Source organism: Prochlorococcus marinus XMU1408 (genome assembly GCF_003208055.1).
GTDB classification, from domain to species: domain Bacteria; phylum Cyanobacteriota; class Cyanobacteriia; order PCC-6307; family Cyanobiaceae; genus Prochlorococcus_B; species Prochlorococcus_B marinus_A.
In genome coordinates this window covers 460,409-486,176 of record NZ_QJUE01000002.1, presented here as the reverse complement: position 1 = coordinate 486,176, position 25,768 = coordinate 460,409, and the positions used below count along the sequence as shown (strand labels likewise).

Below are 25,768 nucleotides of genomic sequence, written 5' to 3'. Positions count from 1 at the left end.
TCACAATTAGATCTCAATCATGCAATTCAATGAAATTGTCGAAAAACTTAAGCAAGGTCAATCAGGAGTCGTTGACTCTAAAATAAAAAATAATCCCGTTATTTTAGCTGCGGCGTCTTTAGAAAATGCAAAAGAAAATGATATAAGTTTTCTAGATAAAAACAGTCCTTTAAATCTTAGAGATCTCATCAAAAAGTCAAATGCATCTGCTCTCCTTTTGCCAGCGGATGAAAGTTATATTAGTGAAATAACAAAAAACATCTCAATCGATTGGGTGATACTAAAAGATCCCAAGATTGCATTTGCCGAGACACTAAATTTTCTTTACCCGTCTGAGATAGAGAAAGAAGGTATCCACAAGAGTGCGGTAATAGGTGAAAATGTAAAAATTGGTCCAGGAGTTTCAATCGGAGCAAATGTTTATATTGGAGATAATACAGAAATTGGAAAAGAAACCATTGTTCATGCAGGAGTTGTTGTGTATAAAAAAGTAATTATTGGTGCCAAAAATATTATTCACGCAAATAGTGTTATTCACTCTGGCTCAAAACTAGGAGATGAATGTGTAATTAATGCTAATGCTGTTATTGGTGGTGAAGGTTTTGGTTTCGTACCTACCAAAAACGGATGGAAAAAAATGCCTCAAGTAGGAAAAGTTATTTTAGGAAACAAAGTTGAAATTGGTAGCGGCTCAACTGTTGATAGGCCTTCAGTCGGAGACACCGTAATTGGAGAGGACACAAAGATAGATAACCTCGTTCAAATTGGTCATGGAGTAACTACCGGCAAAGGTTGTGCGATGGCTGCTCAAGTAGGTATAGCTGGAGGAGCACATATTGGTAATTCAGTTATTTTAGCTGGACAAGTAGGAGTAAGTAATAAAGTTAAAGTTGGGGACAGAGTAATAGCAAGTTCAAAATCTGGAATCATATCAAATATCGATGCAGATAAGGTTGTCAGCGGCTTCCCTGCAATTCCAAATAAACTTTGGTTGAGATGCTCTGCTAATTTCAAAAAACTACCTGAGATTGCTAAAGCTATTCGTGAATTAAATCGAAGAAACCCCAGGTAATTTCCCCTTGATTTATAAGAACACATGAAGTCTTACAAAATAACATTATTACCAGGTGATGGAATCGGGCCGGAAATAACAAATGTCACTCACAATATCCTTGATCTAATCTCAAATAAATTTGATTTTAAACTCAACTTCAAAGAAATGCCTTTTGGTGGATCAGCTATTGAATCAGATGGTATCCCTTTCCCCAATAAAACTCTTCAAGAATGTAAGAACTCCGATGCTGTTTTACTAGCCGCTATAGGTGACCCCAAATATGACCAATTACCTAGAGAAAAAAGGCCTGAAACAGGTTTGTTAAAGTTAAGATCTTCTCTAGACCTTTTTGCAAATATTAGACCTGTAAAAATAATTCCATCTTTAACAAAAGCAAGCAGCTTGAAAGAGGAATATGTTAACAAAGTTGATTTAGTTGTAGTTAGAGAGCTCACTAGCGGTATTTACTTTGGAGAACCAAAAGGAAGAATAAAAACAGAAAGTGGAGTAAGGGCTTTTAATACGATGACATACACTTCTGAAGAAGTTAAACGAATAGCAGAGATTGCTTTTAAATTGGCACAACAAAGAAATCAAAAAGTATGCTCAGTTGATAAAGCAAATGTTCTAGATGTAAGTCAGTTATGGAGAGAGGAAACAATATTGGTATCTAATAATTTCAAAGGAATAGATCTAACTCATCAATATGTAGATAATGCAGCGATGCAACTTGTTAGGAACCCAAGTCAATTTGATGTGATACTTACAAGTAATTTATTTGGAGATATTCTTAGCGACATCGCAGCCATGCTAACAGGATCAATTGGAATGCTTCCTTCTGCATCATTAACAAAAGATGGGCCTGGTGTCTTCGAACCTGTTCATGGTTCCGCTCCTGATATAGCAGGAAAAGATATAGCTAATCCAATAGCGATGATTTTATCGGCTGCAATGATGTTAAAAATTGCTTTTAATGAGATTGATGCTGGAAATTTTTTAGAAAATGCAATTAACGAACTTTTAACTGAAGGGTATAGAACTCCTGACTTGATGAGCAGTGGAAAAGGAAAACAAGTTGGTTGCAAACAAATGGGGGAACTTTTAGTCGAAAAATTGAAATAATAAGTTCACAAATTAAAAAACTCTTTGAATACTTTCCCTTTGATGGTCTGTCGACCTGTAAAAATAAATATTCAATACATAAGCGTCGATGTCAAAGCTTCACCCAGTAGTAGCTGTAACAGGTTCATCCGGAGCAGGAACTAGCACCGTTAAAAGAGCATTCGAGCATATATTTGCTCGTGAAAATATTGTCCCAGCAGTAGTTGAAGGTGATAGTTACCACCGATTTGAGAGAATGCCCATGAAGAAGGCGATGTCCGAAGCACTCTCAAGAGGTGAGAACTTTTCTCATTTTGGACCAGAAGCAAATTTATTCGATAAATTAGAAGAGTTATTTAGTCAATATGGAAAAACGGGCGGAGGTCAGAAAAGATACTATTTACATAGCACTGAAGAAGCAGAGGAACACAATACTCGACTAGGAACAAAATTAGATCCAGGTCAATTTACTCCGTGGGAAGAGATACCAACAGGAACAGACCTTTTATTTTATGAGGGACTTCACGGTGGAGTAGTAGGAAAAGATTATGATGTTGCTTCTTTTGCTGATTTACTTGTTGGTGTAGTACCAATTACCAATCTTGAATGGATACAAAAAATACATCGAGACAACGCAGAGAGAGGATATTCAGCAGAAACAATCGTAGATACAATTTTAAGAAGAATGCCTGATTACATTAATCACATATGTCCCCAATTCAGCCGAACAGATATTAATTTCCAGAGAGTACCAACAATTGACACCTCAAACCCATTTATTTGCAGAAATATTCCAACGCCTGATGAAAGTTTTGTGATTATTCATTTTAGAAAAGGTTCAAGAGAAAAATGGGGTATAGATTTCCAGTATTTATTAGGAATGATCCATGATTCATTCATGTCAAGTCCTACAAGTATTGTTGTAAATGGAGGGAAGATGGGATTTGCTATGGAACTAATCCTAACACCAATTATTCATAAGATGATAGAGGAGAAAAAAGCGGCAGGCTAAATATAATAATTAAAAGTTAGGCTAATTATTAATAAGATAAATAAAAAGATATTAATTATTTAATTTTTATATTTATCAATTAAATACCTTTTTCTCAAAAAAAAGTTTAAATTCTATACTACCAAAGCAAAAAGAAATTATAAATATCACATGATATATAATATTTTTTAATTATAATCCTCAGATCAACTTAAAGATAAAGCTAAAAAGTTCAAAGAAATCATAATTAATTCTTTTTAGATACTACTTATCTTTAATAATTATGCATTAAAATAAAATTTTTTGGTTAAAATTATGAAAAAATAGTGATATAGAGCATATATGTTAACCAAAATAATGCAAAGTATTGAAGTAAGGTTAAATTTAAATCACTAAAATATTTAAATCATTTATTAAGTATTTGATTGAACATTCATATCAATTGGAATATTTGGTTATTTTATTTCAGATAAGATTTAAAAGTTCTAATACCTTAAAGGCACTCAAGGTATTAAATTAATATCAATCACTAAAAAGCTGTGTCATTATTCGACTGGTTTGCTGATAGAAGGAAAGGCCAATTTGTTGGCAAAGTCACTCAGGAATCTGAAGAAAGTGATGGCCTTTGGGAAAAATGTCCAGAATGTGGACAAGTCGTTTATAGAAAAGACTTAATAGATAACTGTAGTGTTTGTAGTAACTGTGGGCACCACAATCGGATAGATAGCAACGAAAGAATAAGACTAATTACTGACCCAAATACATTTAAATCAATAAATAATCATTTAACTCCAGTTGATCCCCTTGGCTTTAAAGACAGAAGAGCCTACGCAGACAGGCTGAGGGAAAGTCAAGCAAGTACTGGACTTAAAGATGGAGTAATAACAGGTACATGCGAGGTGGAATCTATTCCAATGGCATTAGCCGTAATGGATTTTAGGTTCATGGGTGGCTCAATGGGATCTGTCGTAGGAGAAAAGATTACAAGGCTTATTGAATACTCAACAGAAGCAAAATTACCATTGTTAATTGTCTGTGCATCTGGTGGTGCGCGAATGCAAGAAGGGATGTTAAGCCTGATGCAAATGGCAAAGATATCTGGTGCACTAGAACGTCACAGAGATGCTGAATTACTTTATATGCCTTTACTTACCCACCCCACTACTGGAGGCGTAACAGCTAGTTTTGCCATGCTTGGTGATTTAATTCTTGCAGAACCTAAAGCACTAATTGGATTTGCAGGAAGAAGAGTAATTGAGCAAACACTGAGAGAAAAATTACCTGATAATTTCCAAACAGCAGAATATCTTCAAGATCACGGTTTTGTAGATACTATTGTACCGAGAACGCAGCTTAAAGAAACTTTGGCAAAACTATTACGACTTCACAAATCACAAGATATAAAGGTAAAATCTAATGCTTAAAATAAATCAAAATACTAAAAAGATATTTAATTTTTCGTTAAATTTATTTATATTAACTTTAACATTTTTTCTAACTATTTCAAGTGAGGTCTATGCCGCTAATAATAATTGGATTGAAATCACTAAAACGCCTAATGGAATTCAATATTTAGATAAAGATAGTGTAAGCAAGAAAGATAAAGGAGTGATAGAAATAACAACGAAATATTTAAAAATTGACGCTAACACTTCAAATGAAATTGATGAGAACATTTACATAATGAGAATCAATTGTTTAACTAATAAATTTAAAGATATTTCAGTTAATGGAACAATTAATTTAAGCGCAAAATGGAAAGCCCCAGGTGGGGATAAACTAATTAATGATGTAATTTTATATAACTGCAAAAATGTTTGACCTCACTGATTTTTAAAAAAGATGATTAATAAGTACAAACGGATACGAATAGCAATTGCAGGATTAGGTTTCGGGGAAAGTGTTCACATTCCTGCATCATTATCTAATGAGAATATTGAGCTCGTAGGTTTGTGGCATCCTAGGCAAGATAGGCTTGAGGAAGCCTGCAAAAAGCATAATCTTTGTGCTTATGAAACCTGGAATGGTCTAGTAAATGATCCCAAAATTGAAGGAATAATTATAGCTACCCCACCAGCTCCGAGATTCGAGCTAGCAATACAAGCCATTCAAGCAGGCAAACATCTTTTATTGGAGAAACCAACTTGCTTAAATGCTTATGAGGTAATGGAGCTTCAAAGAAACGCTCTCAAAAAAAATTTACAAATAGCGGTCGATTACGAATATCGAGCTGTTCCCTTATTCATGCAAGCAAAGCGAATAATTGATGAAAAAAAACTTGAAGAACCATATTTTCTCAAACTTGATTGGCTAATGAGTAGCAGAGCTAATCCCGATAGGCCATGGAATTGGTATTCAGATGAGAACTCTGGTGGAGGTGTTTTAGGAGCATTAGGGACGCACGCTTTTGACATGATCCATTGGCTCATTGGACCTACTTATTCTCTAAGCTCAATAAATTCAACTTCAATCAAAGAAAGATTTTGCCCACTATCAAAAACAACTAAAAGAGTAACAAGTGAAGATGTAAGTATTTCTCAACTACAAATAAAAAGTATCCACAACAACTTAATTCCATGCCAAATAAATCTTTCTGCTGTTACGAAACAAAGCAAAGGATTTAATCTTGAAATTTATGGCAAAAATGGAACATTAATTCTAAGTAGCGATAATCAAAAGGATTATGTCCACGGATTCGGGCTATGGTTCTCTCATAAAGGTGAAGTTCTTAAAAATATTCAACCAGATTCAGACCTAGCTTTCTCAAAGATTTGGACAGATGGACGAATAGCCCCAGTAGCAAGAATCCAAAATTGGTGGGCTCAAAGCATAAAAGATGGAACTCCTGTCATCCCTGGATTAGTGGAGGGATTAGCCAGCCAAAAGGTTTGCGATAAAGTAAAAGAATCAAATTTAAATGGAATAAAGATTGAAATTGATTAAAGAAATTCAATAAATTTCGAATTAAAACTCCACAATTTTCAGAAAGTAGTTCCAAAAAAAAAAAAAAAAAAAACTTATTAGGTGTAATAAGCCACAAAAGGGGCCGTTGATATGGAATAATCTTAAGGAAATTTTTGTTGCATAAATGGCACTCTCGTACTACGCAGAAGAACTTAAGAAGACAGCAAGTGCCATAGCCCAGCCAGGCAAAGGGATTCTTGCTGTTGATGAATCAACGAAAACAGTAGGTAAAAGACTTGCATCAATAGGTGTTGAGAACACTGAGGACAACAGAAAAGCTTATAGAGGTATGCTTTTCACCACAGAAGGTCTTGGAAACTTCATAAGTGGAGCAATTCTTTTTGAAGAAACGCTTTTCCAGAACCACCCAGATGGTGAGCCAATGGTTAAAAAGCTTGAGAAGCTAGGAATTATTCCAGGAATCAAGGTTGATAAAGGTCTAAGACCATTAGCTGGTGGACATGATGTAGAAACTTTTTGTTCAGGTTTAGATGGCCTTGTTGAAAGAGCTGCTGATTACTACGAGCAAGGTGCAAGATTTGCTAAGTGGAGAGCAGTGCTTCAAATAACAGATGATGGTTGCCCTTCTAAACTTTCTATAAGAGAAAATGCTTGGGGTTTAGCTAGATACGCCAGATCAGTTCAAGAATCTGGCTTGGTTCCAATTATTGAACCAGAAATCCTAATGGATGGTTCGCATTCAATTGAAAAGACAGCAGCAGTACAAGAAGAAGTCATTAAAGAAGTTTATCTAGCTTGCCAGGTAAACGGCGTACTTCTAGAAGGAACTCTTCTAAAGCCATCCATGACAGTACAAGGTGCTGACAGCTCAACAAAAGCTGATCCTCAGCAAGTTGCTGAAATGACAATCCGTACAATGGAACGCTGTGTACCAGCAAGTGTTCCTGGTATTACTTTCCTTTCAGGTGGATTGAGCGAAGAAGCAGCATCAGTTTATTTAAATCTGATGAATAAGATTGACCGAAAGGCTAAGTGGAATGTTTCATTCTCATATGGTCGTGCTCTACAACATTCATGTCTAAAAGCATGGAAAGGCTCAAACACTGCTGATGGACAAAAGGCATTGATAGCAAGAGCTCAAGCGAACTCTGAGGCATCAAAAGGATTATATGTTGCAGGTTCTCAGCCTTCATCTGATGAACAATTATTTGTAGCTGGATACAAGTACTAAATTAAAAAAACCAACAAAAAGCTGCTATCTCTCATTTAGATAGCAGCTTTTTTAATGAATTAATTTATTAATTCAAGAAAGAAGAGTACTAAGAATTGATTTACCATCAATATTTCCCAAAGCATCATCACAAGCTCTTTCAGGATGTGGCATCATACCCAAAACATTTCCATTTTTATTGGTGATCCCAGCAATATCATTGATTGATCCATTTGGATTATCTTTGTATCTAAGAGCGACAGAGTCTTCATCCTGCAGCTTTTTCAAGACGTCAGAACTACATTGAAATCTCCCCTCTCCATGAGCAATAGGTAGTGAAATAGCATCATATTTTTTATAGTTTTTCATCCAAGAAGATTTTGTGCTTTCAATAGACAAATTTGCTTTATCACAAATAAAATGAAGGTTCTTATTTCTCGTCAAAGCTCCTTGCAAGAGACCTAGTTCAGTAAGTATTTGAAACCCATTACAAATACCAAGAACTTTTCCACCTTTATTAACAAAAGAGATTAAAGAATTTAAAACAGGTGCAAACCTTGCTATTGCTCCACAACGTAAATAATCTCCATAACTAAAACCTCCTGGTATAACAATCGCATCATATCCATTTAAATCAGTAGCTTCATGCCAAAGAAAACTTGTAGTAACTCCAAGACATCCTTCAGTAGCCCACCTGACATCCCTGTCACAATTCGATCCAGGAAAAACAATAATTCCAATTTTCATTTTTTTAGTTTTTAAGAGCTTTCTGTTCGTTCTTAAATTCCAAAGTCCAATCCTCAATTACGGGGTTAGCAAGCAATCGATCACTCATCAACTCAATCTTGGATCGAGCATCATCCTTATTCTTTGCTTCGATCTCAAGTTCAATAGATTTACCAATTCTTAGCTGAGTAACTCCATCTATTCCCAATCTCTTGGTGGCTGACCTAGTAGCTTCTCCAGCTGGATCCAAAACAGAAGGTCTTAAATGAACAAAAACTCTTGCTTGAAATAAAGACACTTTTAAAAATCAAAGGAATTTTTATTTCCTTTTCCTTGGTTAACCCAAGAAAAAGGTTACAAAATTATTCTAGATAATATTTGATAAATTTCTAATTGATATTTTCCACTTTTACACTAACTAGTCCTTTCCCTAGGCATGTAAGACAAGTATGATAACAATTTGGACTGGTCTTCATATAACCATTACCACCACATTTATTGCAGGTCTTCATATTCAAAGCACTGGCAATAATGTGAACTTTATTTTTCTTGGTAGTAGAAACAGCTTGACTCACGACAAAAAAATCCGATTGGAAACTATCAACACATGGATGTAAGAGAATTATCTCCTAACTGATAAAGAATCGCGAAAAAAAACAAAAAAACAACCTATTTTTAATATAAATATGGAAAATTGACCACCTAATTAGAGATTAATTAAAAAGAAGCTTCAAAAGCCTCTTTTGCTCCGCGTCTCAAACTCAAAAAAACTAAATCAATTCCAGCTTTAGAGGGTTTCCAAGCACCTTGATGCGCAATCTCAAACCATGAATTAAATCGAGATCCAACTATTTGAATCTGAAGTGGCAAAGCTTTCCCTTCAATCCAGCATCTACCTTTTATTCGAAGAATTTGATATTCCTGGACAAGGCTCAAAAGCCTCTCTCTTAAAACATCTTGATTAATAGGGGTTTCCAATCTTAAATGCTCACTAATTACATCAACATGGTCATGGTCATGGTCATGGTCATGGTCATGGTCATGGTCATGGTCATGGTCATGGTCATGGTCATGGTCATCATCTATAGGAGAAATATCATTTTTTTCATGAGAAATACCGAGAATCACTGAAGGTTCAATTTTCCCATTAGATATGGGCAGAATATTAGTGATGCAATTTCCTTGCTTTATAACCTCATTCTTAACTACAGAAAAATCTTTTTCAGAAAGCAGATCAAACCTACTAATCAGAACGAGATCAGCAGATATCAATTGGTCTCTAAAAAGCTCATTTATTGGAGTTAAATGATCAATACTATTATCATTTGTTATTTGTTCTTTAATACTTTTCAAGTCCCCCACTGGGCTTCCATTTGAGAGAGCATATCCATCGACTAAAGTAACAACTCCATTAATGAAAACCTTACTTCTTATTGCAGGCCAATTAAGAGCTTGAATTAAAGGCTTTGGTAAAGCGAGACCGCTAGTTTCAATGATGATTCCATCAATTTGATCTGATCTAAGGAGCAAATCTTCCATAGCAGGAAGAAAGTCATCTTGAACAGTGCAACATAAGCATCCATTATTTAATTCAACTATTCTCTCACCTACTTCATCATCAGAACAAAATCCACAATTTTTAAGAAGGTCTCCATCTAAACCTACTGTTCCAAATTCATTAACAACTACAGCTAGACGTTGATGTCCTTCACTTAAAAGATGTCTTAAAAGTGTTGTTTTGCCAGAACCTAAGAATCCAGTAACCACAGTAACTGGTAAACGTGAATCACTCATCTTTATCTTTGTTCAAAAAGTCAACAACCAAGACTATAACTAGTATCTTCTTCTGTCTTTGAATTTGTTCCGGAAGCCATGGAACAAAGTTCTTTTTGCTGTATCCGACTAATTACCGCATCTGTAAAATCGGCTCCTTCAATAAGAGCATTAGTGAAAGTACTTTCCATCAACAATGCACCAGTAAAATCTACGTCCCTTAGATCAGCTCCTTCAAAATCAGTAGCATATGCTAATGAATCATTTAGTTGAGCACCATGCAAATCAGCATTATTCAATTTGCTGTTATTAAAAACTGCTCCTGTAAGGTTAGATTCACTGAAATTTATTCCCTTTAAATCTAATTTTACAAAATCATTACCACTCAAATCCTGGCTAGACATATCTGAGGAAATATTGAGTTCCTCTTGATTGCGAATCTCAGGAGGTCTCTTAGCTAATACACTTTGAGCAGGAACTATCAAAGTCAAGATAATTAAAACTGCCAAACCAATTGCTTTAAATTGAGAGATGAAAGAAGTTTTTTTGTTCATTGGATCTTAAAAGGACTTTTAACAGGTAATTTAATTATTCACGTTATGGCGAATAAGGCCAAGAATGAATCATGACAATGAGCTTAAGAGTAATAGTCCCTCCACATCCACTCATATCACACTGGTTAACTATTTTAAGGAACACTACTACTCCAGAAATCCTCTATGCAACAGGCCTTGAACAACTTGGTACCTGGCTAACTTATGAAGCACTGAGAGATTGGATACCGAGTAAAAAAGAACAGATCACTACTTCATCAGGAACCACAGAATGCTCAATTATTGATCCAAATATACCTATTTTGGCAATTCCTTATTTACCAGCTGGTCTTGAGCTTTATAGAGGTGCAAGAAATTTAATCCCTAACTCAAATTTGTGTATCGGAGGTATACCAACAGAAATTGAAGAAAATGCAGGAATTATTTTTTATATAGATCAAATAACTACTGGTGAAAATCTTTTAAAAGATTTAAATTATTTAAAAGATAAAAAAATTGATTCTAGAAGAATAAGAGTAATTACAGCATTAGCAGCTAATAAAGGGCTAAAAGAAATAGGAGAAAATATTCAAGATTTGAATATTTATTGTGCTTGTATAGATCCTGAATTAATATCAGAAAGTGAACTATCACCTGGGATTGGTGATCCATCATTACGTATCAAAACCAGAGTCACCTCATCGGACTAGCATCTAACGAAGTTATTCAAAGTTATGGGCCAATACCGAGATTCAAATTCAGGAAGTTTGGCATCATTAATTAGTGGTGCTGTACTTGGAGCTGCAGGTTTAGCTTGGTGGTTACTTTCTGAGGCCGAGAAAAGGCAAGAGACTAGAAAGCAAAAGGCAATGCTTTATGCCCCAAGAATTCAAGATGGTTCTGAGGCAACTGAATTAGCATCTGATGTTCTGGGGAATCAAAGTAATGAACAACTTGAGCAACGTGTTGAACAACTTAATTCGGCAATAGCAGATGTTCGCAAACAATTAGAAGACCTAGGGTCTTCCAATTAATTCTAATTTTTAACAACTAAATAGAAATCAAATGCTTAGATCAAATGCGATAACTCAGGGCATTCAACGCTCACCAAACAGAGCAATGCTAAGGGCGGTTGGCTTTGATGATAATGATTTTAATAAGCCAATCATTGGAATTGCTAATGGGCACAGCACTATAACCCCATGCAATATGGGATTAATGGATCTTGCTAATAAAGCAGAAGCAGCATTAAAAGAGGCTGGTGCAATGCCTCAAACTTTCGGAACCATCACTGTTAGTGATGGCATATCAATGGGAACAGAAGGGATGAAATATTCATTGGTTTCAAGAGAAGTTATTGCAGATGCAATAGAAACAGCTTGCAATGCTCAAAGCATGGATGGTGTATTGGCAATTGGTGGATGCGATAAAAATATGCCTGGCGCAATGTTATCAATGGCAAGAATGAATATTCCTTCAATTTTTGTATATGGAGGAACAATTAAGCCTGGCAAATTAGACGGTTGTGATTTAACCGTAGTGAGTTCATTTGAGGCCGTTGGCCAATTAACAAGCGGGAAAATCGACGAAGAGCGTCTAATAGCAGTAGAGAAAAATGCTATTCCTGGGCCAGGTAGTTGTGGGGGGATGTTTACTGCGAATACCATGTCTGCGGCAATCGAAACCATGGGTTTTAGTTTGCCATTTAGTTCCACGATGGCTGCCGTAGACGATGAAAAGGCAGAAAGCGCGGCAAAGAGTGCTCAGGTGCTTGTAAAAGCTGTCAAGGACAATATCAGACCATTAGATTTACTCACGAAAGAAGCATTTGAGAATGCAATCAGTGTCATCATGGCTGTTGGTGGCTCAACAAATTCAGTCCTTCATCTACTAGCCATAGCAAGGACTGCCGGAGTTGATTTAACTATCGATGACTTCGAGCGAATAAGACAAACTGTTCCTGTGATTTGCGACCTCAAACCCAGTGGAAAATATGTAACTGTAGATTTACATCAAGCTGGTGGGATTCCTCAAGTAATGAAATTACTCCTCGATGCAGGAATGCTCCATGGAGAATGCAAAACCATTGAAGGGAAAACAATTAAAGAAGTTCTTAGTGATATACCTTCGAAACCCAAAGAAAATCAAGATGTTATAAGACCAATATCAAGCCCCATTTATAAAAAAGGACATCTAGCTATTCTCAAAGGGAATTTAGCAAAAGAAGGAAGTGTCGCAAAAATCAGTGGTGTAAAGACACCAGTTTTAACGGGGCCTGCGAGGGTGTTTGAGAGTGAAGAAGAATGCTTAACCGCCATTCTTGATAATAAAGTCAAAGCAGGAGATGTAGTAGTCGTTCGATACGAAGGTCCTGTAGGGGGACCAGGGATGAGGGAAATGCTTTCTCCAACTTCAGCGATTGTGGGTCAAGGCTTGGGAGAGAAAGTTGCACTAATTACTGATGGCCGATTTAGTGGAGGATCATATGGATTAGTGGTTGGCCACGTTGCTCCAGAAGCAGCCGTCGGAGGAACAATTGGATTAGTAGAAGAAGGAGACAGTATTACCGTTGACGCTAATAAATTGTTAATTCAATTAAATGTCGAAGACGAAGAACTAGCTAAAAGAAAAAAGAAATGGAAGCAGCCAAAGCCTCGATATAAAACTGGCATTCTTGGGAAGTATTCCAGACTAGTAAGTTCATCAAGCCAAGGAGCCACAACGGATCAAATATAGGTCAGGTCAATGAAGATTTAAAAACAGTCCTTAGTCTTCTAGCTAGGGACTCAAAAAGTTTTCCATCTGAAGGCTTTTCGCATTGCACACCAGAAGAGCTATCCATCCAAATAGCATGCTTCCCTTGCCATAATATTGGCCTATCAATTAAAGATTTCCAAGATATAGTCATATTCACCTCATTTCCACTTTTATAGACTTCAAGTTCAATATCCATAGATTCTTCTCTTTCTCCATCTATATTTCTGCATTGAATTTTAAACATCAAGTCATCAATATCATTGTCATCATCAAATTGATTTTCTAAAAACACAGAATGCACATATGGCTTCAAACAAAGATCTGCTGCCTTGGCGACTTCAGCTATCAAGTTATCTTTTGAATCAGGAGTATGCACTAATTGACTTAATTAAGACTTTTATAGGACCCTCAAAAAAACCTGTGTTCATTTTGCCTGGCTGACCAAATTTCGAATGAAGCAATTGAAATCTATTGATACAAGTGGGATCAAATCTAAGAGGTAGTCGAACAGGTTTTGCACGACGAGCAGGTTCTAAATTATTGAAGGGTATCTTGATTCTACTAACTCCATTTTTTTTTGTAGGTATTGATGCAACCCAGCGAATATCGCCCTTTAAAAGATTTGATAGTGATAAAGATTTCTTTTCACAAGCTATCGCAAATTTTAATGTTCTCCCTTCTCCTTCAACGTCAAGAATTAAACCAGAGTATTTTGATAGATCTAAAGGCTTATCAAAAATTGGAGAGCGGCAACTAACAAAGCCACCTCCTTCTTCAACTAAGTTACCCTCCAGAAATAAACCTTTATCTGAAGAACGACAATTTGCATGACTTGATCCACCCATAATGGTGTCATTCAGAGATTTCCAATCTGAAAATTCTGAGCCTTTAATGAGAGGAGTTACTAAAATTTCTGTCGGTGGTGAATCAGGAATCAATTAAGAAGTAATTCTCTGTTCATAAGATAAACAAATTATAAAGAGGGGTAAGCATCCTTGTCAGCTAAGACAATAATTTCAGAACTTGGTGCAACTAATTTTGCAGGAGTTCTCTCCCATGATTCTGATTTATCAAGTAGACGTCTAAGAGCCGTTTGCTTAGCAGTTCCACTGATTAGGAAGATGACATTATCTGCTGAACTCAGCAATTTACTAGTAAAAGTAATTCTTTTAAGACCTTTACCTTCGCCAACAGTTATTAAGCTATCTCTTTCAAATAATGCATCCGAACCAGGGAAGAGAGAGGCTGTATGCCCATCATCTCCCAAGCCCAATAAAATCAAATCAAATCTTGGTAGATTCGCATCGAAATTATTTTTCAAAATTGTTTCGTAATCTTCAGCACTTTCCTCTGGAGAGGCTAATTCAACAGTTGAAACACTAAAAAAAGATGCAGATAGAGAAGGGTTACCTTCTTGAAATAATGAATTATTTATTAAAAAACAATTACTTTCTTGGGATTTATTGTCAACCCATCTTTCATCTCCAAGGAACAAATCAACGTTACTCCATTTAAGATTTTTCTTACCTATCAAAGAATAGGCAGCCTTCGGAGTAGATCCTCCACATAGAGCAATTTTAGCTCTACTTTTATTTCTCAATGTCGACTCAATAATCTGAGCAATCAAATCAGAGGCAGCAAAAGCTAGAGAGTTTTTGTCTTCTGAAACTTGAATTACGTATTTTGTCATTGATATCAGTCAATCCACTCAGTATGAAATGATCCGGCTTTATCTACACGCTCATAGGTATGAGATCCAAAGCAGTCTCTCATTGCCTGTACTAAGTTTTGAGGAAGTCTAGAAGTTCTAAAACTATTTAAATAGTCAAGTGTACTACTGAAGCAAGGTACTGGAATACCAGCATTTGCAGCACCAGAAACTACCTTGGTTAATCCAGAGAGACGGCTATTAATTTGATTAGTAAACCAACCATCAAGTATTAGATTACTTAATTTAGGATCATTTTTAAATGCATCTTGTATGCGACTCAAAAGAGTAGACCTTATTATGCAACCACCCTTCCAAATTTGAGCAATGGAGGGCATGTCAAGATTGTAGTCATACTCATCAGAAGCAAGCCTTAAAATATCCATACCTTGTGCATAACTAGCGATCGTAGCTAATACAACGGCATCCATTAGCAAAGGCATGCCATCTGAAGGCTTTCCAAAATCAACAAAAGAGGGTTTATTGCCATTCAATATTGTTTCTGCATGATTTCTTTGATCTTTCATCGAACTCATAACTCTTCCATTTAAAGAAGCATAGATAGTGGGAACAGACGCTCCAAGTTCTAATGCACTAACGACTGTCCATAGCCCAGTACCTTTTTGACCAGCTTTATCCATTATTTTCTCAACAAGATCAGAACTATCCTCAGGATCTTTAACTCGTAAGCAAGCTTCTGTAATTTCAACAAGATAGGACGAAAGTTCTTCGGTTTTATTCCAAATGCCCATGACAGATGCCATCTCATCTCCATTCATCCCACAAATTCTTTTCATTAAGTCATAAGCCTCAGCCAAAATTTGTTCGATCCCATATTCAATTCCATTGTGGACAGTCTTTACAAAATGTCCTGATCCACCTGGCCCTATATAAGTAACACAAGGGCCATCTTCTACCTGAGCTGCCATTTTATTCAATAAACTCTCTATCGCTTCGTATGAAGTCTTTGTGCCCCCAGGCATCATACTGGGGCCTTCTAATGCACCTTTCGCACCCCCTGATACACCCATCCCAATGTATCCAAAGCTTTTACTTTCGAGTTCTTTGACTCTTCTTTCTGTATCCATAAATTGAGCATTTCCACCATCGATAAGCAAATCTCCCTCTTCTAGGAAAGGGGAAATTTGATTGATAACAGCATCAGTTGCCGTTCCAGCTTTAACCATCATCAATACTCTTCTTGGACGTTCCAACTTTGATACAAATTCTTGAAGATCCTTCGCTCCTTGAATTGATTTATTTAATCCTCTACCTAAAAGAAAATCTTCAGTTTTTTGATAAGTACGGTTATAGACCACACTAGAAAAACCATTTCTCTCTGCATTAAGAACAAGGTTTTCTCCCATTACTCCAAGACCGACTAATCCAAAATGTGCCTTGGTCATTAAGTTAATAAATTAATACTTGAGCTAGTGTGACGACTGTGGAATCATTTCGCTGCATTAAAGAGCTCAATGTCAGGGATGAAGGATTCTTTCTAAAAATATTTGATAATTAAATCTTGTAAAAACTAGGCTTATTAAATTTTTAGAACATTAAATAAAAATCAAATAATAGTACCATCAGGAATTGTGGCATTTTTGACGATTACAACTATTCCATTACGAATATAAAAGCCTTGATCTGCTCGATCAGCTTCTTCAACGTTGTCTTTGTTGACTATAGTTACGTTGTCACCTATTCGAGCGTTTTTATCTAGAATTGCTCTTTTAACAGTTGTTCCCTGTCCTACACCTAAGGGGATTCCTCCTCCATTTCTAAGAGCTATTCTCTCTTCATAAGACTCATAAAAATCAGATCCCATAACTAGGGTTTCATTTAGAACAACGTCACTTTCAATCCGACTCCTAACTCCCAAAACACAATGGTGAATGCTGCATGATTTAAGTATTGATCCCTCAGAAACTATTGAATCAGTTATTTGCGTATCTACAATTTTTGAAGGTGGTAGATATCTAGGCCTTGTGTAAATTGGGAACTTTTCATCATAAAAACTAAATGGAGGAGTTGGTTGTTGAGTTAAAGCTAAATTTGATTCAAAGAATGCTCCAATAGTTCCTATATCCTCCCAGTAATCATTAAACACATAACTTTTGAGCTTGTCTCCTCTACCTAAGGCTTCAGGAATGATTTCTTTTCCAAAATCTGTATATGAAGGAAATTTATTTAATAAGTCAAAGAGAGTGGCACGACTAAAAACATAAATACCCATAGAAGCTAAATAAGGTTTTTCTAAAGCCTCACTTGCTTCCAAGCCAAACCTAGAAGTATCCACAGCCATTGCTTTCAAAGAATCGCCAGTTGGCTTTTCACGAAATTCCTTAATATTCCCTGCTTCATCTGTGCGCATCAAACCAAATGCTTCAGCTTGAGCTGAATCAACTGGCAAAGCGGCAACGGTTAAGTCTGCTCCGGTTTTTCTGTGCTGTTCAACAAATAAGCTGTAATCCATCCGATAAAGCTGATCTCCAGAGAGAATCAAATATTCATCAACATCCCACTCCTGAAAAAGCCATTGATATTTTCTTACGGCATCAGCAGTACCCTCAAACCAAGATGGTGTTTCTGGAGTCTGCTGAGCAGCTAAGACCTCAACAAAACCTTGTCCAAAAGGACCGCTCAGATTATAAGTTTGCCCAATATGCCTATTAAGTGAAGCGCTATTGAATTGCGTAAGAACATACATTTTACTGATGTCCGAATTTATGCAATTACTTATGGGAATATCTATTAATCGATATTTACCCGCTAATGGAACAGCGGGTTTTGCCCTCATTTTCGTTAACGGATATAGGCGTGATCCTTTCCCACCGCCAAGAATGATGGCAAGTACTCTCTTCATGAAGGAACTATCAATCGACTATTCGGAGCAAACTTACTGGATAGAGTGCTCATTAATCCAGAAAAAAGTGATATGTAGTAAGAATTTCTGAAGTAAATAATAAAATCAGCTGTTTTTAGGCTTATTCAAAGAACTTGAAACATCAAGATTAAAAAGTTTTTCAATCACATCAAGAGAATCTCTACGATCATTTCTTGATTGAGGTGCTCTTAATTTTGTTACTGGAGTATGAAGTATTTTGTTGATGATGCCTTTGCTTAGTGCTTCAACGACTTTTCTTTCTCTAGCTGAAAAATCAGGTCCCATTCTACTTAAAGCCTTCTGAAGTTCTTCTTTCCTGATTGACTCCAAACCAGATCTAAGGCAGTTAATAGTTGGAACTGCCGCTAAGCTGTCCCACCATTCAAGAAAAATACGACATTCTTCTTCAATTAAGCCTTCTGCTTCTAAAGCAAGTTTTTGTCTTGCCTCTTGATTACGTGAAACAACTTCTTGAAGATCATCAACATCATGAGATTCAATTCCAGAAATAGATTTCGCATCAGAAGAAATATTTCTTGGGACTCCAATATCAATAAGTCTTAATAATGGCCTCCTCTCAATTTTCATCAATTTTTCTGCATCAATAATTGGCTCATTAGCTGCTGTGCTTGTAAATACAAGAGTGCTAATCGAAAGACAGCTATCAAGCTCATCAATTAATCTACAATCAATTTGAATCTCGGGGAAAGCAGCAGAAAGATCCTCAGCCCTTTTTTTTGTTCTATTTAAAAGAGTTAGCGAAGAACATCCTTTTGATTGAAGATGTTGAAGCAACAACCTACTCATTCTTCCAGCTCCAACGACTGCAACCTTTTCGGTCTCTAAAGTCATTAATTGATCTTTTCCATGCGTTTGACCTAGTTTTAATTGAGCAAGTTCAACAGCTGCTGAACTTATAGACACTGCGCCACTTCCAAGGTTTGTCTCGCTTCTAACGCGCTTACCGGTACTAACTGCCTGAGTTAATAACCTATTCAAAATAGGTCCTAAACTTTGATGATCTTGCCCAAGACGTACCATTTTTTTTACTTGAGAAAGAATCTGTCCTTCCCCTAAAACTAAACTATCCAAACCAGCAGATACTCTCATTACATGAGAAACTGCTTTCTCTTGAACAAAATCAAACAAATGGGGAAACAAAAGATCTCCCTCGAGGCCGGAAAAATCTAGAAGAAAAGATTTAATAGCTTCTATTCCTAATTGAGGGTCCTTAACTAAGCTATAAATTTCAAGTCTGTTGCATGTACTTAGTATTGAAACTTCTAATATTTGATCAATTTTCTTTAAATTATTAAAAGACTTTTCAATAAGCTCTTCTGGGATACTTAGCTTTTCACGCACTTCGACTGGGGCCGTGCGATGGCTAAGACCGACGACAGCAATATGCATAAATAGCCCCTTACTTCATTTACTTAAATCTCACTTCAAAGAGATGCTTTGAGCACCATCTTTGATGTGAACTGTATTAGTAAATCTTGCTGTTTGATCAAGCGTACTAATTACAAGACTGCTTGTTCTAGTGCAATCTTTTTCAAATTTTACTCCATCAAAAAGCAATCCATCAGTAATGCCACTTCCAGCAAAAACAACATTTTCGCCTGAGGCAAGTTCATTTGCTTCATATATTTTATCAATATCAGTTATGCCCATTTCATTCAATCTTTTGATATTTCCTTCTTTTGTATAGTCTGCCCATTCAGATGTTTGAGCAATCGCAGGATCGTATACAAGTTGTCCTTGAAAATGGCCACCAAGCGCCCGCATGGCTGCAGCTGAAATGACTCCTTCTGGAGCTGCGCCAATCCCCATCAAGCAATGAGTTCCTGTTCCCTCAAAGCCACAAGCTATTGCGGCTTGAACATCACCATCTGATATAGGTTGAATCCTTGCACCAACTGATCTAATTTCAGTAACTAAATTTTTGTGTCTGGCCCTATCCATAACAACAATAGTTAAATCACTTATCGCAATACCAAGGCATTCACTCAAGATTTTTATATTTTCTGTAGGAGTTTTTCTTATATCAACTTTGCCCTTAGCTGCTGGAGGCGCAGCTAATTTATTCATATAAAAATCTGGAGCATTGAACAAGCCTCCACGATCTGATGCGGCTAGAACAGCCATAGATCCACGCTGGCTGTTAGCACATAAATTCGTACCTTCACAGGGGTCTACTGCAAAATCAACACCAGGGCCTGTGCCTGATCCAACTTCTTCTCCGATGTAAAGCATTGGAGCTTCGTCTCTTTCTCCTTCTCCAATAACGATCCTTCCTTTCATCTGAATCGTTCCCATTCTTTTTCGCATTGCCTCTACGGCAGCTGCATCAGCCTCATCTTTTTGACCCAAACCAGTCAATTGAGCAGAAGCAATTGCAGCTTGCTCAACTACTTCAAGAATTTCTTGGACGAGAGTACGATCCACTTTTTGCAGCTAGGTAAAGAAATTTACGCCATTAGGCAGACAATATTGTAAGTAATTAAGGGCATTGAAAAATGCTTAGAAAAAAGTACTCACAAAAAACTTATTATCTGTTGATAAGCGATATTTACTGTATCAGTGCAAGGTCACACTAGAACTTGTGACCATGAATTAATAGAATCTTTGCCATTAGACAAAAAACAATGATCCAATCCATTTCATCCGCAATTTTTTCTGAGCACCGTCCTGTTCAAATAATTCCATCAGTTTTACCAGCAGACTGGGCAAATATGGGACAGTGCGTAAAAGACCTTGAATTAGCAGGTGTAGACCGAATTCAATTTGATGTTATGGATGGGAACTTTGTTCCAAATCTTACCTTCGGACCTGAAATGATCACTGCCTGCCGTAAGTACTGCAACGTTCCGTTCGAGACTCAATTAATGGTTAGTCAATACAACTGTGAAACCATGCTTGAGGGATATGTAGAAGCAAGTAAAGGTGCAAATGGAGAACCTGGTGTCGTCATTGCTCATGCTGAGGCAAATATTCACCTTCATCGAATTCTTGGAAAAATTAGACAGTTAGGAGGGTCTCCATCAGTAGCTCTTAATCCTCATACACCGATGGACATGGTGAAAGATGTACTAGATATGGTTGATCACGTACTTGTTATGACTGTTAATCCTGGCTTTGGCGGTCAAGCTTATATTCCAACAATGCTTAACAAGATTACTCAATTAAGAAAACTAATTTTAGACAATGGATACAACGTGGATATAGAAGTTGATGGAGGAATAAAAGCAGATTGGTCTTTATCTCAATGCTGCGCAGCAGGGGCAAATTGCTTTATAGCTGGTAGCGGTATGTTTGCTTACCCAACCCTTAAGGAAGGTTGTGATGCACTAAGAAAAGTAGCAAATGATGCACAGAATGGAAAAATTATAAAAAAATAGCTTACATATTATTAATTGCTAAGCATCAAAGAACCATCCATAGCTATGCAAACCTACCCCTAGAAGATTAACTCCAATATAACAAATAATAATAACAAAAAAGCCTGCTATTGCAAGCAAAGCGGGCTTTTTACCTTGCCATCCTTTCGTTAGCCTGGTATGCAAATAAGCTGCATAAACCAACCAACAGATTAAAGCCCAAGTCTCTTTAGGGTCCCAACTCCACCAACTACCCCAGGCCTCATTAGCCCATACAGCACCACTAATAAGTCCAACAGTAAGCAACAAAAATCCCGCTGTTATTGATCTGTAACTTAACGAATCAAGTTGCTCAGCATTTGTAAATTTAACTGGTTGTATTAGATTTAAATTATCGTTTTTTTTATAAGGATAAAGATCTGAAATTTGCCTGAATTCACCAGATCCAAAGGAACTATTACGAATATTAAATTGTTTTTTCCAGTCAACTATAAATACACCAAAAGACAAAATAGAACCTATTAGCAATGCAGCGTAAGAACACATAATCACACTCACATGCATTATCAACCAACTTGAACGCAGTGCTGGTACTAAAGGAGCAGAAGATTGCAAATTATCTGGTAAAACAAAGCTTGCAAAACCAATTGATAGCAATGAGATAGGAGTCGCTACTGCAGAAATCAAAGGAGAACTCCAAGCCCTTTCGACAAAAAGTTGTGTCAAAGTACAACCCCACGTCAAAAAGCAAAGTGATTCATAAAGATTACTAATGGGGAAATGTCCCGATTGCCACCATCTAAGTATCAATTGACTAGTTAGAAAAATATTTGCTGTGGCGACTAAAAATCTAGCTTTGGAAGAATTTTTACTACCTGCAACTGACCAAAAGGAAATAGGCAATGCAATTAATAAAGAAAAGAATGAAACAAATCCAAGAAAAACAACAGGATCAAAAGAAAAATTATTTAAACGAAAATCAAACATTGATAAAAGGGACTAAAGATTATTTAGAAAGGCCAGATCATTTACTTGCCTGTTTTAACAAAAAACCTCCTCCTAACATAGACAGAAATACAGGTGACCAAGCAGCAATAAAAGGATTTAGTATTCCTTTGACTCCAAGAGAGCTAAAACTAAAACTCAAAACATAATAGATAAGTATCAAAATAATACTTAATCCAAAACTTTGACTTCTACCCCCTCCTTTTTTTTGCATTACCCCAAAGCTACAACCAATCAAAGCAAAAACTGAACAAGCAATTGGCAACGTAAATTTTTCTTGAATTCTTACCTTCATTCTTCTTGCTTCTTTAATATTCCCACTTCTTTGATACAACTCCATAGCAGTAGTTGCTTCTCCAAGGTTCATATCATTCGCGTCTTTTGGAAGTTGTGCAATATTAGTTAGATCAGTACCTAATGGATATAAAAAACTCAAGAATTTTGTCCTTGTGTTACTTCCATCAGGACTAAGTGTCAAAATATCTCCCTCAAAAAATTCCCAATTATTTTTATTATTATTCCAAATTCCTTTTTTCGCCTTGAGCATTTGAGTAAAACCTAGTTTTGAGAAATCAATGACGGTAACATCCAGCATCTGTCCATCAACAAATTTCCAAGCGTAAAAAAGATGAGTAACTCCTCTTTTTTTGTAGCTCGAATAAGGATCTAAAATTTCCCCTTTCTTTGAAAAAATAATATCTTCACCTTGCTCACTGGAAAAAGATCTTCCTAAGGAATTAGCTAAGATAATTTCAGCATTTCTATTTGTACTTGGAACAATGTTGTTATTAAAAATGAAAGTCATATACGACATAAATATAGACAAGATTAAACCTGGCAATATAAGTCTATAAATAGATATACCAATACTTTTTAAGGCCTTAATTTCACTATTTTCATTAAGGGTTCCATAAGCTAACAATGTGGAAAGTAACATTGCCATAGGGAAGGAAATAACAATAAAACTAGGGAGCTTTAGCAATAGAATCTGAATAGCTATAGAGAAAGGAAGACCAATCTCAACTATTTTCCTAATCAAATCAAAAACAACGCCTACTGAAAGGGAAACGACTGTAAAAGCGGCTATTGAAAAAAACAGAGGAGGCAATAATTCAAAAATGATCCATCTATCTAACAATGGAATAACTTTCCACTTTCTTTCAACAAACTTTTGGAATCTAGAGAATTGAAAAAGGTTATTAAGCATAGATTATTAATCAAATGAATTTCCAAGATAATGCTCTTTTACAACTTGATTTTTAGTAAGTTGGTCAGAAGAACCATAGGCAAGAATTTCACCTTGATTAAGAATATAAGCACGGTTAGTAATAGCCAATGTTGCTCTAACATTGTGATCAGTAATTAATATTCCTATATTTTTATTTTTTAATTTCCTAATTAAATTCTGTAGATCATTAATAGCAATAGGATCTATTCCGGCAAAAGGCTCATCCAATAGCAAATATTTTGGACCCAAGCGTCCAACAGCTAGAGCTCTTGCTACTTCACATCTTCGTCTTTCTCCACCTGAAAGTTGATGACCATAACGATCAAGAAAAGAAACCAAATTGAATTCTTCAATTAATTCCTCACGCTTCTTCCTCTTTAAAGATGTGGATAAATTAGATTGAGAAAGAGCAATATCCAAATTCTCAATAACTTTAAGATTTCTGAAAATACTTGGTTCTTGAGCTAAATAACCAATACCTAATTGAACTCTTTTAGTCATAGAAAAGTCTTTTATAGAATTGCCCTCCAAGTAAATATTCCCTCGGTTCGCCTTAATCAACCCAACAATCATATTAAAAGTACTAGTTTTACCAGCCCCATTTGGGCCCAAAAGACCTACTACCTCACCAGGCTCTACATTTAAAGTGACGTTTTTTACAATAGTTCTATTGGAAAGGGTTAGCTCCAAACTCTCAATAAATAGAGTCATTTCAATAAAACCTATTAATCAAAAGGTTATGCATAAAAATTATCTAATAATAAATGATAACTAACATCTACAGATTTAATCAACAATCCGCTCAACCCAATATAAGTAAAATTTTTCTGAATCATGAAAGGAATTCTCAAATTTAGAATCGGCGATTACATTAAATTTATCAAAGTAAAGAGATTCACCAGGATTCAAATTTTTAATAGATGATCGATTACTTAAAAGAAGTAATAATTTATTTACTTTAGGAAAACTATCTAAATAAACTTGAACTTCATCAAGTGTTTTACTCCTATCTAATGTAACCCTGTTAGCCCACTGAGCATAGCTTCCAAATCCTTTCAACTCAGGCAAGTAAAATTCTCTATTAAGGTATCCAGCGACAGTTGCTACTTCAACATCTCTAGTTGCGAAGATTGGGAAATCTTGCCACCCTTTATTCTGTATATACTCAGCAGTTTCCTTTCCACTTGAATATGGTATAAGAAAATCATTGATGACCATATGAATACCAACAACCATATGTATTGTTAAACAAAAAGTTAGTAAACGAGGAAAATAAAATAAATTACCTTTAGTGAAAATATTTGATTTATTAAAAAAGGCACGTTGTTTATCTTTATTAGACAATGCTAACCAGACTGATGAAATAATAAAGAGAAAATAGTATCCATAATGCCTAGATCCGTCTCCCAAAAATAAAAAATAATTAAAAAGGAATAAGAATGTAATACCACTAGAAAAGAATATTAAAGCTGGACGATAGAAATTTATAAATGATATCGTACTGACCAATAAAATAAACGTAATCAAGGCACATATACCTAAATCAATAAATCTACTTGAGTCAGGAATAATAAGTATGTAACCTCCAAAAATCTGCCCAATCACTCTAAATAGATGTCGAACATCGATAAAAGAAGAAAGTAATTTAACTGAATCTCTAACCTGAAGAAGACTAAAGGCACCGAAGCATAGTAATGAGATTGAAATAACAAAACTTGTAATCAAATCATAAATCCAATTTTTATTACTCATATAATTAATTCTTTGATTAATATTAAAAAACCAATCAAAGATAAGCGTCACACCAATCGCAAAAGCTAATGACCAGGATAAAGCCTGTGTATTAGCTAAAAGTCCAATACATAAAGAAAATGGTATGTAGGTTTTATTTTTTAAATGAAAAATAGAACAGAAAATAAATATTATTAATTCCGCAATTACGTAATGACGACAAACAAAGTAATATTCCCAAAAAGGAAAGTATCCAAATGTAAAAAGCGATTTAGTGATTAAATTAAAAGGACTATATCGCCAAAAAATAATAATTGCGGAACTACCTAAAAGCCAATGCATTAATTGCATACTTAAAGGGGTTCCTGTTAAATTCTTAGAAAAATAAATTAAGAGTGACCAGAGGACAGGATGACCGGATGGTGCATTATTTTTCCACAAATCAATCAAGTTATCACTTTGCCAAGCCACAAGCCATCCCTGCATCTCATCTCTCCAAAGAGCATGATTAAATGCTGCGAATAAGCCTATTAATATAAATAAAATTGGTACTGTTATTTCATAAAAACGTTGAGCAGGTAAATGTATTTGATTAATTCTTTTAATTTCCATTCTGATTCAGATAAATGTAGATCTATTGATTTGAATTAATCAAAATTTTACTTTTATTTTGTACTAACAGTACTAATAAAACAATAAAAGCTTAATAAGAAAATAACGTGTAATCATCTCTGGTTTAATGCCAAGGTTTTGGGAGGCAGAAAA

At 35.7% G+C, this 25,768-nt stretch carries 27 protein-coding genes; 11 read left to right on the top strand and 16 right to left on the bottom strand.

Features of this window, described 5'->3' with window-relative positions:
* Positions 1-19: 19 nt before the first annotated feature.
* The 7 genes from lpxD to DNJ73_RS04040 all read left to right on the top strand — a co-directional run bounded on the left by lpxD (position 20) and on the right by DNJ73_RS04040 (position 7,302).
* Positions 20-1,072 (top strand): UDP-3-O-(3-hydroxymyristoyl)glucosamine N-acyltransferase, encoded by a 1,053-nt coding sequence (lpxD, locus tag DNJ73_RS04070; RefSeq protein ID WP_158466429.1) that lies wholly within the window; start codon positions 20-22, stop codon positions 1,070-1,072.
* Between the two features lie 24 nt (positions 1,073-1,096).
* Positions 1,097-2,176: a 3-isopropylmalate dehydrogenase gene (gene leuB / locus DNJ73_RS04065; protein ID WP_158466428.1), complete on the top strand. Its 1,080-nt coding sequence runs from the start codon at positions 1,097-1,099 to the stop codon at positions 2,174-2,176.
* A gap of 88 nt (positions 2,177-2,264) precedes the next feature.
* Positions 2,265-3,167, top strand: a complete 903-nt coding sequence (locus DNJ73_RS04060; protein ID WP_158466427.1) for a phosphoribulokinase — start codon at positions 2,265-2,267, stop codon at positions 3,165-3,167.
* Between the two features lie 518 nt (positions 3,168-3,685).
* A complete protein-coding gene (accD, locus tag DNJ73_RS04055; RefSeq protein ID WP_158466426.1) occupies positions 3,686-4,570 on the top strand; it encodes an acetyl-CoA carboxylase, carboxyltransferase subunit beta in 885 nt (294 codons plus the stop codon).
* Complete coding sequence (locus DNJ73_RS04050; RefSeq protein WP_158466425.1) at positions 4,563-4,967, top strand: hypothetical protein; 405 nt, start codon at positions 4,563-4,565, stop codon at positions 4,965-4,967. Before accD ends, DNJ73_RS04050 begins: the two co-directional genes overlap by 8 nt.
* A gap of 21 nt (positions 4,968-4,988) precedes the next feature.
* Entirely contained in the window at positions 4,989-6,089 is a 1,101-nt protein-coding gene (locus DNJ73_RS04045) for a Gfo/Idh/MocA family protein (protein ID WP_158466424.1), read from the top strand.
* 145 nt (positions 6,090-6,234) lie between these two features.
* Complete coding sequence (locus DNJ73_RS04040) at positions 6,235-7,302, top strand: class I fructose-bisphosphate aldolase (RefSeq protein ID WP_158466423.1); 1,068 nt, start codon at positions 6,235-6,237, stop codon at positions 7,300-7,302.
* Between the two features lie 72 nt (positions 7,303-7,374).
* On the opposite strand, the gene purQ is transcribed toward DNJ73_RS04040, so the two are convergent.
* From purQ to DNJ73_RS04015, 5 genes are all read right to left on the bottom strand, one after another.
* The gene (gene purQ, locus DNJ73_RS04035) at positions 7,375-8,028 is read right to left on the bottom strand and encodes a phosphoribosylformylglycinamidine synthase subunit PurQ (protein WP_158466422.1); all 654 of its coding nucleotides are present in this window, start codon (positions 8,026-8,028) and stop codon (positions 7,375-7,377) included.
* A 4-nt stretch (positions 8,029-8,032) separates the two neighbouring features.
* Entirely contained in the window at positions 8,033-8,305 is a 273-nt protein-coding gene (gene purS, locus DNJ73_RS04030; RefSeq protein ID WP_158466421.1) for a phosphoribosylformylglycinamidine synthase subunit PurS, read from the bottom strand.
* Between the two features lie 91 nt (positions 8,306-8,396).
* On the bottom strand, positions 8,397-8,582 hold the full coding sequence (locus DNJ73_RS04025; protein WP_158466420.1) for a hypothetical protein: 186 nt from the start codon (positions 8,580-8,582) through the stop codon (positions 8,397-8,399).
* A gap of 142 nt (positions 8,583-8,724) precedes the next feature.
* Entirely contained in the window at positions 8,725-9,801 is a 1,077-nt protein-coding gene (gene cobW / locus DNJ73_RS04020; RefSeq protein WP_158466419.1) for a cobalamin biosynthesis protein CobW, read from the bottom strand.
* Between the two features lie 20 nt (positions 9,802-9,821).
* Entirely contained in the window at positions 9,822-10,334 is a 513-nt protein-coding gene (locus tag DNJ73_RS04015; protein ID WP_158466418.1) for a pentapeptide repeat-containing protein, read from the bottom strand.
* 71 nt (positions 10,335-10,405) lie between these two features.
* Here DNJ73_RS04015 and DNJ73_RS04010 point away from each other — a divergent pair, with 71 nt between their 5' ends.
* Genes DNJ73_RS04010 through ilvD form a run of 3 tightly spaced genes read left to right on the top strand, consistent with a single transcriptional unit; the run spans position 10,406 to position 13,049 of the window.
* Positions 10,406-11,023 (top strand): uracil phosphoribosyltransferase, encoded by a 618-nt coding sequence (locus tag DNJ73_RS04010; RefSeq protein ID WP_158466417.1) that lies wholly within the window; start codon positions 10,406-10,408, stop codon positions 11,021-11,023.
* 24 nt (positions 11,024-11,047) lie between these two features.
* Complete coding sequence (locus DNJ73_RS04005; RefSeq protein ID WP_158466416.1) at positions 11,048-11,347, top strand: hypothetical protein; 300 nt, start codon at positions 11,048-11,050, stop codon at positions 11,345-11,347.
* A gap of 31 nt (positions 11,348-11,378) precedes the next feature.
* Positions 11,379-13,049 (top strand): dihydroxy-acid dehydratase, encoded by a 1,671-nt coding sequence (gene ilvD, locus DNJ73_RS04000; RefSeq protein WP_158466415.1) that lies wholly within the window; start codon positions 11,379-11,381, stop codon positions 13,047-13,049.
* A 1-nt stretch (position 13,050) separates the two neighbouring features.
* Here ilvD and DNJ73_RS03995 read toward each other — a convergent pair whose 3' ends face one another.
* The 7 genes from DNJ73_RS03995 to glpX all read right to left on the bottom strand — a co-directional run bounded on the left by DNJ73_RS03995 (position 13,051) and on the right by glpX (position 20,107).
* On the bottom strand, positions 13,051-13,446 hold the full coding sequence (locus DNJ73_RS03995; protein WP_158466414.1) for a coat protein: 396 nt from the start codon (positions 13,444-13,446) through the stop codon (positions 13,051-13,053).
* The gene (locus tag DNJ73_RS03990; protein WP_158466413.1) at positions 13,433-14,008 is read right to left on the bottom strand and encodes a CIA30 family protein; all 576 of its coding nucleotides are present in this window, start codon (positions 14,006-14,008) and stop codon (positions 13,433-13,435) included. The genes DNJ73_RS03995 and DNJ73_RS03990 overlap by 14 nt, the downstream gene beginning before the upstream one ends.
* Before the next feature lie 35 nt (positions 14,009-14,043).
* The gene (gene pgl, locus DNJ73_RS03985; RefSeq protein ID WP_158466412.1) at positions 14,044-14,760 is read right to left on the bottom strand and encodes a 6-phosphogluconolactonase; all 717 of its coding nucleotides are present in this window, start codon (positions 14,758-14,760) and stop codon (positions 14,044-14,046) included.
* A 5-nt stretch (positions 14,761-14,765) separates the two neighbouring features.
* Positions 14,766-16,184, bottom strand: a complete 1,419-nt coding sequence (gene gndA / locus DNJ73_RS03980; protein ID WP_158466411.1) for an NADP-dependent phosphogluconate dehydrogenase — start codon at positions 16,182-16,184, stop codon at positions 14,766-14,768.
* A gap of 161 nt (positions 16,185-16,345) precedes the next feature.
* Entirely contained in the window at positions 16,346-17,641 is a 1,296-nt protein-coding gene (locus DNJ73_RS03975) for a glucose-1-phosphate adenylyltransferase (protein WP_158466410.1), read from the bottom strand.
* Between the two features lie 105 nt (positions 17,642-17,746).
* Positions 17,747-19,072 carry a glutamyl-tRNA reductase gene (locus tag DNJ73_RS03970; RefSeq protein ID WP_158466409.1) on the bottom strand — a complete coding sequence of 442 codons (1,326 nt, stop codon included), beginning with the start codon at positions 19,070-19,072 and terminating at the stop codon, positions 17,747-17,749.
* Positions 19,073-19,102: 30 nt separating this feature from the next.
* The gene (gene glpX, locus DNJ73_RS03965) at positions 19,103-20,107 is read right to left on the bottom strand and encodes a class II fructose-bisphosphatase (RefSeq protein WP_158466408.1); all 1,005 of its coding nucleotides are present in this window, start codon (positions 20,105-20,107) and stop codon (positions 19,103-19,105) included.
* A gap of 200 nt (positions 20,108-20,307) precedes the next feature.
* On the opposite strand from glpX, the gene rpe reads away from it, so the two are divergent.
* Positions 20,308-21,060, top strand: coding sequence for a ribulose-phosphate 3-epimerase (gene rpe, locus DNJ73_RS03960; RefSeq protein ID WP_187152551.1), 753 nt, complete (start codon positions 20,308-20,310; stop codon positions 21,058-21,060).
* An 18-nt stretch (positions 21,061-21,078) separates the two neighbouring features.
* On the opposite strand, the gene ccsB is transcribed toward rpe, so the two are convergent.
* From ccsB to DNJ73_RS03940, 4 genes are all read right to left on the bottom strand, one after another.
* Complete coding sequence (ccsB, locus tag DNJ73_RS03955; RefSeq protein ID WP_158466407.1) at positions 21,079-22,026, bottom strand: c-type cytochrome biogenesis protein CcsB; 948 nt, start codon at positions 22,024-22,026, stop codon at positions 21,079-21,081.
* A 37-nt stretch (positions 22,027-22,063) separates the two neighbouring features.
* Positions 22,064-23,251, bottom strand: coding sequence for an LptF/LptG family permease (locus DNJ73_RS03950; RefSeq protein ID WP_158466406.1), 1,188 nt, complete (start codon positions 23,249-23,251; stop codon positions 22,064-22,066).
* 6 nt (positions 23,252-23,257) lie between these two features.
* The gene (gene lptB, locus DNJ73_RS03945) at positions 23,258-23,983 is read right to left on the bottom strand and encodes an LPS export ABC transporter ATP-binding protein (RefSeq protein ID WP_158466405.1); all 726 of its coding nucleotides are present in this window, start codon (positions 23,981-23,983) and stop codon (positions 23,258-23,260) included.
* Between the two features lie 75 nt (positions 23,984-24,058).
* Entirely contained in the window at positions 24,059-25,615 is a 1,557-nt protein-coding gene (locus tag DNJ73_RS03940; RefSeq protein ID WP_158466404.1) for a hypothetical protein, read from the bottom strand.
* Positions 25,616-25,768 lie beyond the last annotated feature (153 nt).

Coding starts and splice junctions, on each gene's coding strand:
- DNJ73_RS04060 (WP_158466427.1), top strand. CDS start 2,265: ATGTCAAAGCTTCACCCAGTAGTAGCTGTAACAGGTTCATCCGGAGCA.
- DNJ73_RS04010 (WP_158466417.1), top strand. CDS start 10,406: ATGACAATGAGCTTAAGAGTAATAGTCCCTCCACATCCACTCATATCA.
- pgl (WP_158466412.1), bottom strand. CDS start 14,760: ATGACAAAATACGTAATTCAAGTTTCAGAAGACAAAAACTCTCTAGCT.
- ccsB (WP_158466407.1), bottom strand. CDS start 22,026: ATGTTTGATTTTCGTTTAAATAATTTTTCTTTTGATCCTGTTGTTTTT.
- DNJ73_RS03940 (WP_158466404.1), bottom strand. CDS start 25,615: ATGGAAATTAAAAGAATTAATCAAATACATTTACCTGCTCAACGTTTT.
- DNJ73_RS04015 (WP_158466418.1), bottom strand. CDS start 10,334: ATGAACAAAAAAACTTCTTTCATCTCTCAATTTAAAGCAATTGGTTTG.
- DNJ73_RS04005 (WP_158466416.1), top strand. CDS start 11,048: ATGGGCCAATACCGAGATTCAAATTCAGGAAGTTTGGCATCATTAATT.
- lptB (WP_158466405.1), bottom strand. CDS start 23,983: ATGACTCTATTTATTGAGAGTTTGGAGCTAACCCTTTCCAATAGAACT.
- ilvD (WP_158466415.1), top strand. CDS start 11,379: ATGCTTAGATCAAATGCGATAACTCAGGGCATTCAACGCTCACCAAAC.
- lpxD (WP_158466429.1), top strand. CDS start 20: ATGCAATTCAATGAAATTGTCGAAAAACTTAAGCAAGGTCAATCAGGA.
- gndA (WP_158466411.1), bottom strand. CDS start 16,184: ATGACCAAGGCACATTTTGGATTAGTCGGTCTTGGAGTAATGGGAGAA.
- purQ (WP_158466422.1), bottom strand. CDS start 8,028: ATGAAAATTGGAATTATTGTTTTTCCTGGATCGAATTGTGACAGGGAT.
- DNJ73_RS04045 (WP_158466424.1), top strand. CDS start 4,989: ATGATTAATAAGTACAAACGGATACGAATAGCAATTGCAGGATTAGGT.
- rpe (WP_187152551.1), top strand. CDS start 20,308: ATGATCCAATCCATTTCATCCGCAATTTTTTCTGAGCACCGTCCTGTT.
- DNJ73_RS03950 (WP_158466406.1), bottom strand. CDS start 23,251: ATGCTTAATAACCTTTTTCAATTCTCTAGATTCCAAAAGTTTGTTGAA.
- DNJ73_RS04040 (WP_158466423.1), top strand. CDS start 6,235: ATGGCACTCTCGTACTACGCAGAAGAACTTAAGAAGACAGCAAGTGCC.
- DNJ73_RS03970 (WP_158466409.1), bottom strand. CDS start 19,072: ATGCATATTGCTGTCGTCGGTCTTAGCCATCGCACGGCCCCAGTCGAA.
- DNJ73_RS04050 (WP_158466425.1), top strand. CDS start 4,563: ATGCTTAAAATAAATCAAAATACTAAAAAGATATTTAATTTTTCGTTA.
- cobW (WP_158466419.1), bottom strand. CDS start 9,801: ATGAGTGATTCACGTTTACCAGTTACTGTGGTTACTGGATTCTTAGGT.
- leuB (WP_158466428.1), top strand. CDS start 1,097: ATGAAGTCTTACAAAATAACATTATTACCAGGTGATGGAATCGGGCCG.
- DNJ73_RS03975 (WP_158466410.1), bottom strand. CDS start 17,641: ATGAAGAGAGTACTTGCCATCATTCTTGGCGGTGGGAAAGGATCACGC.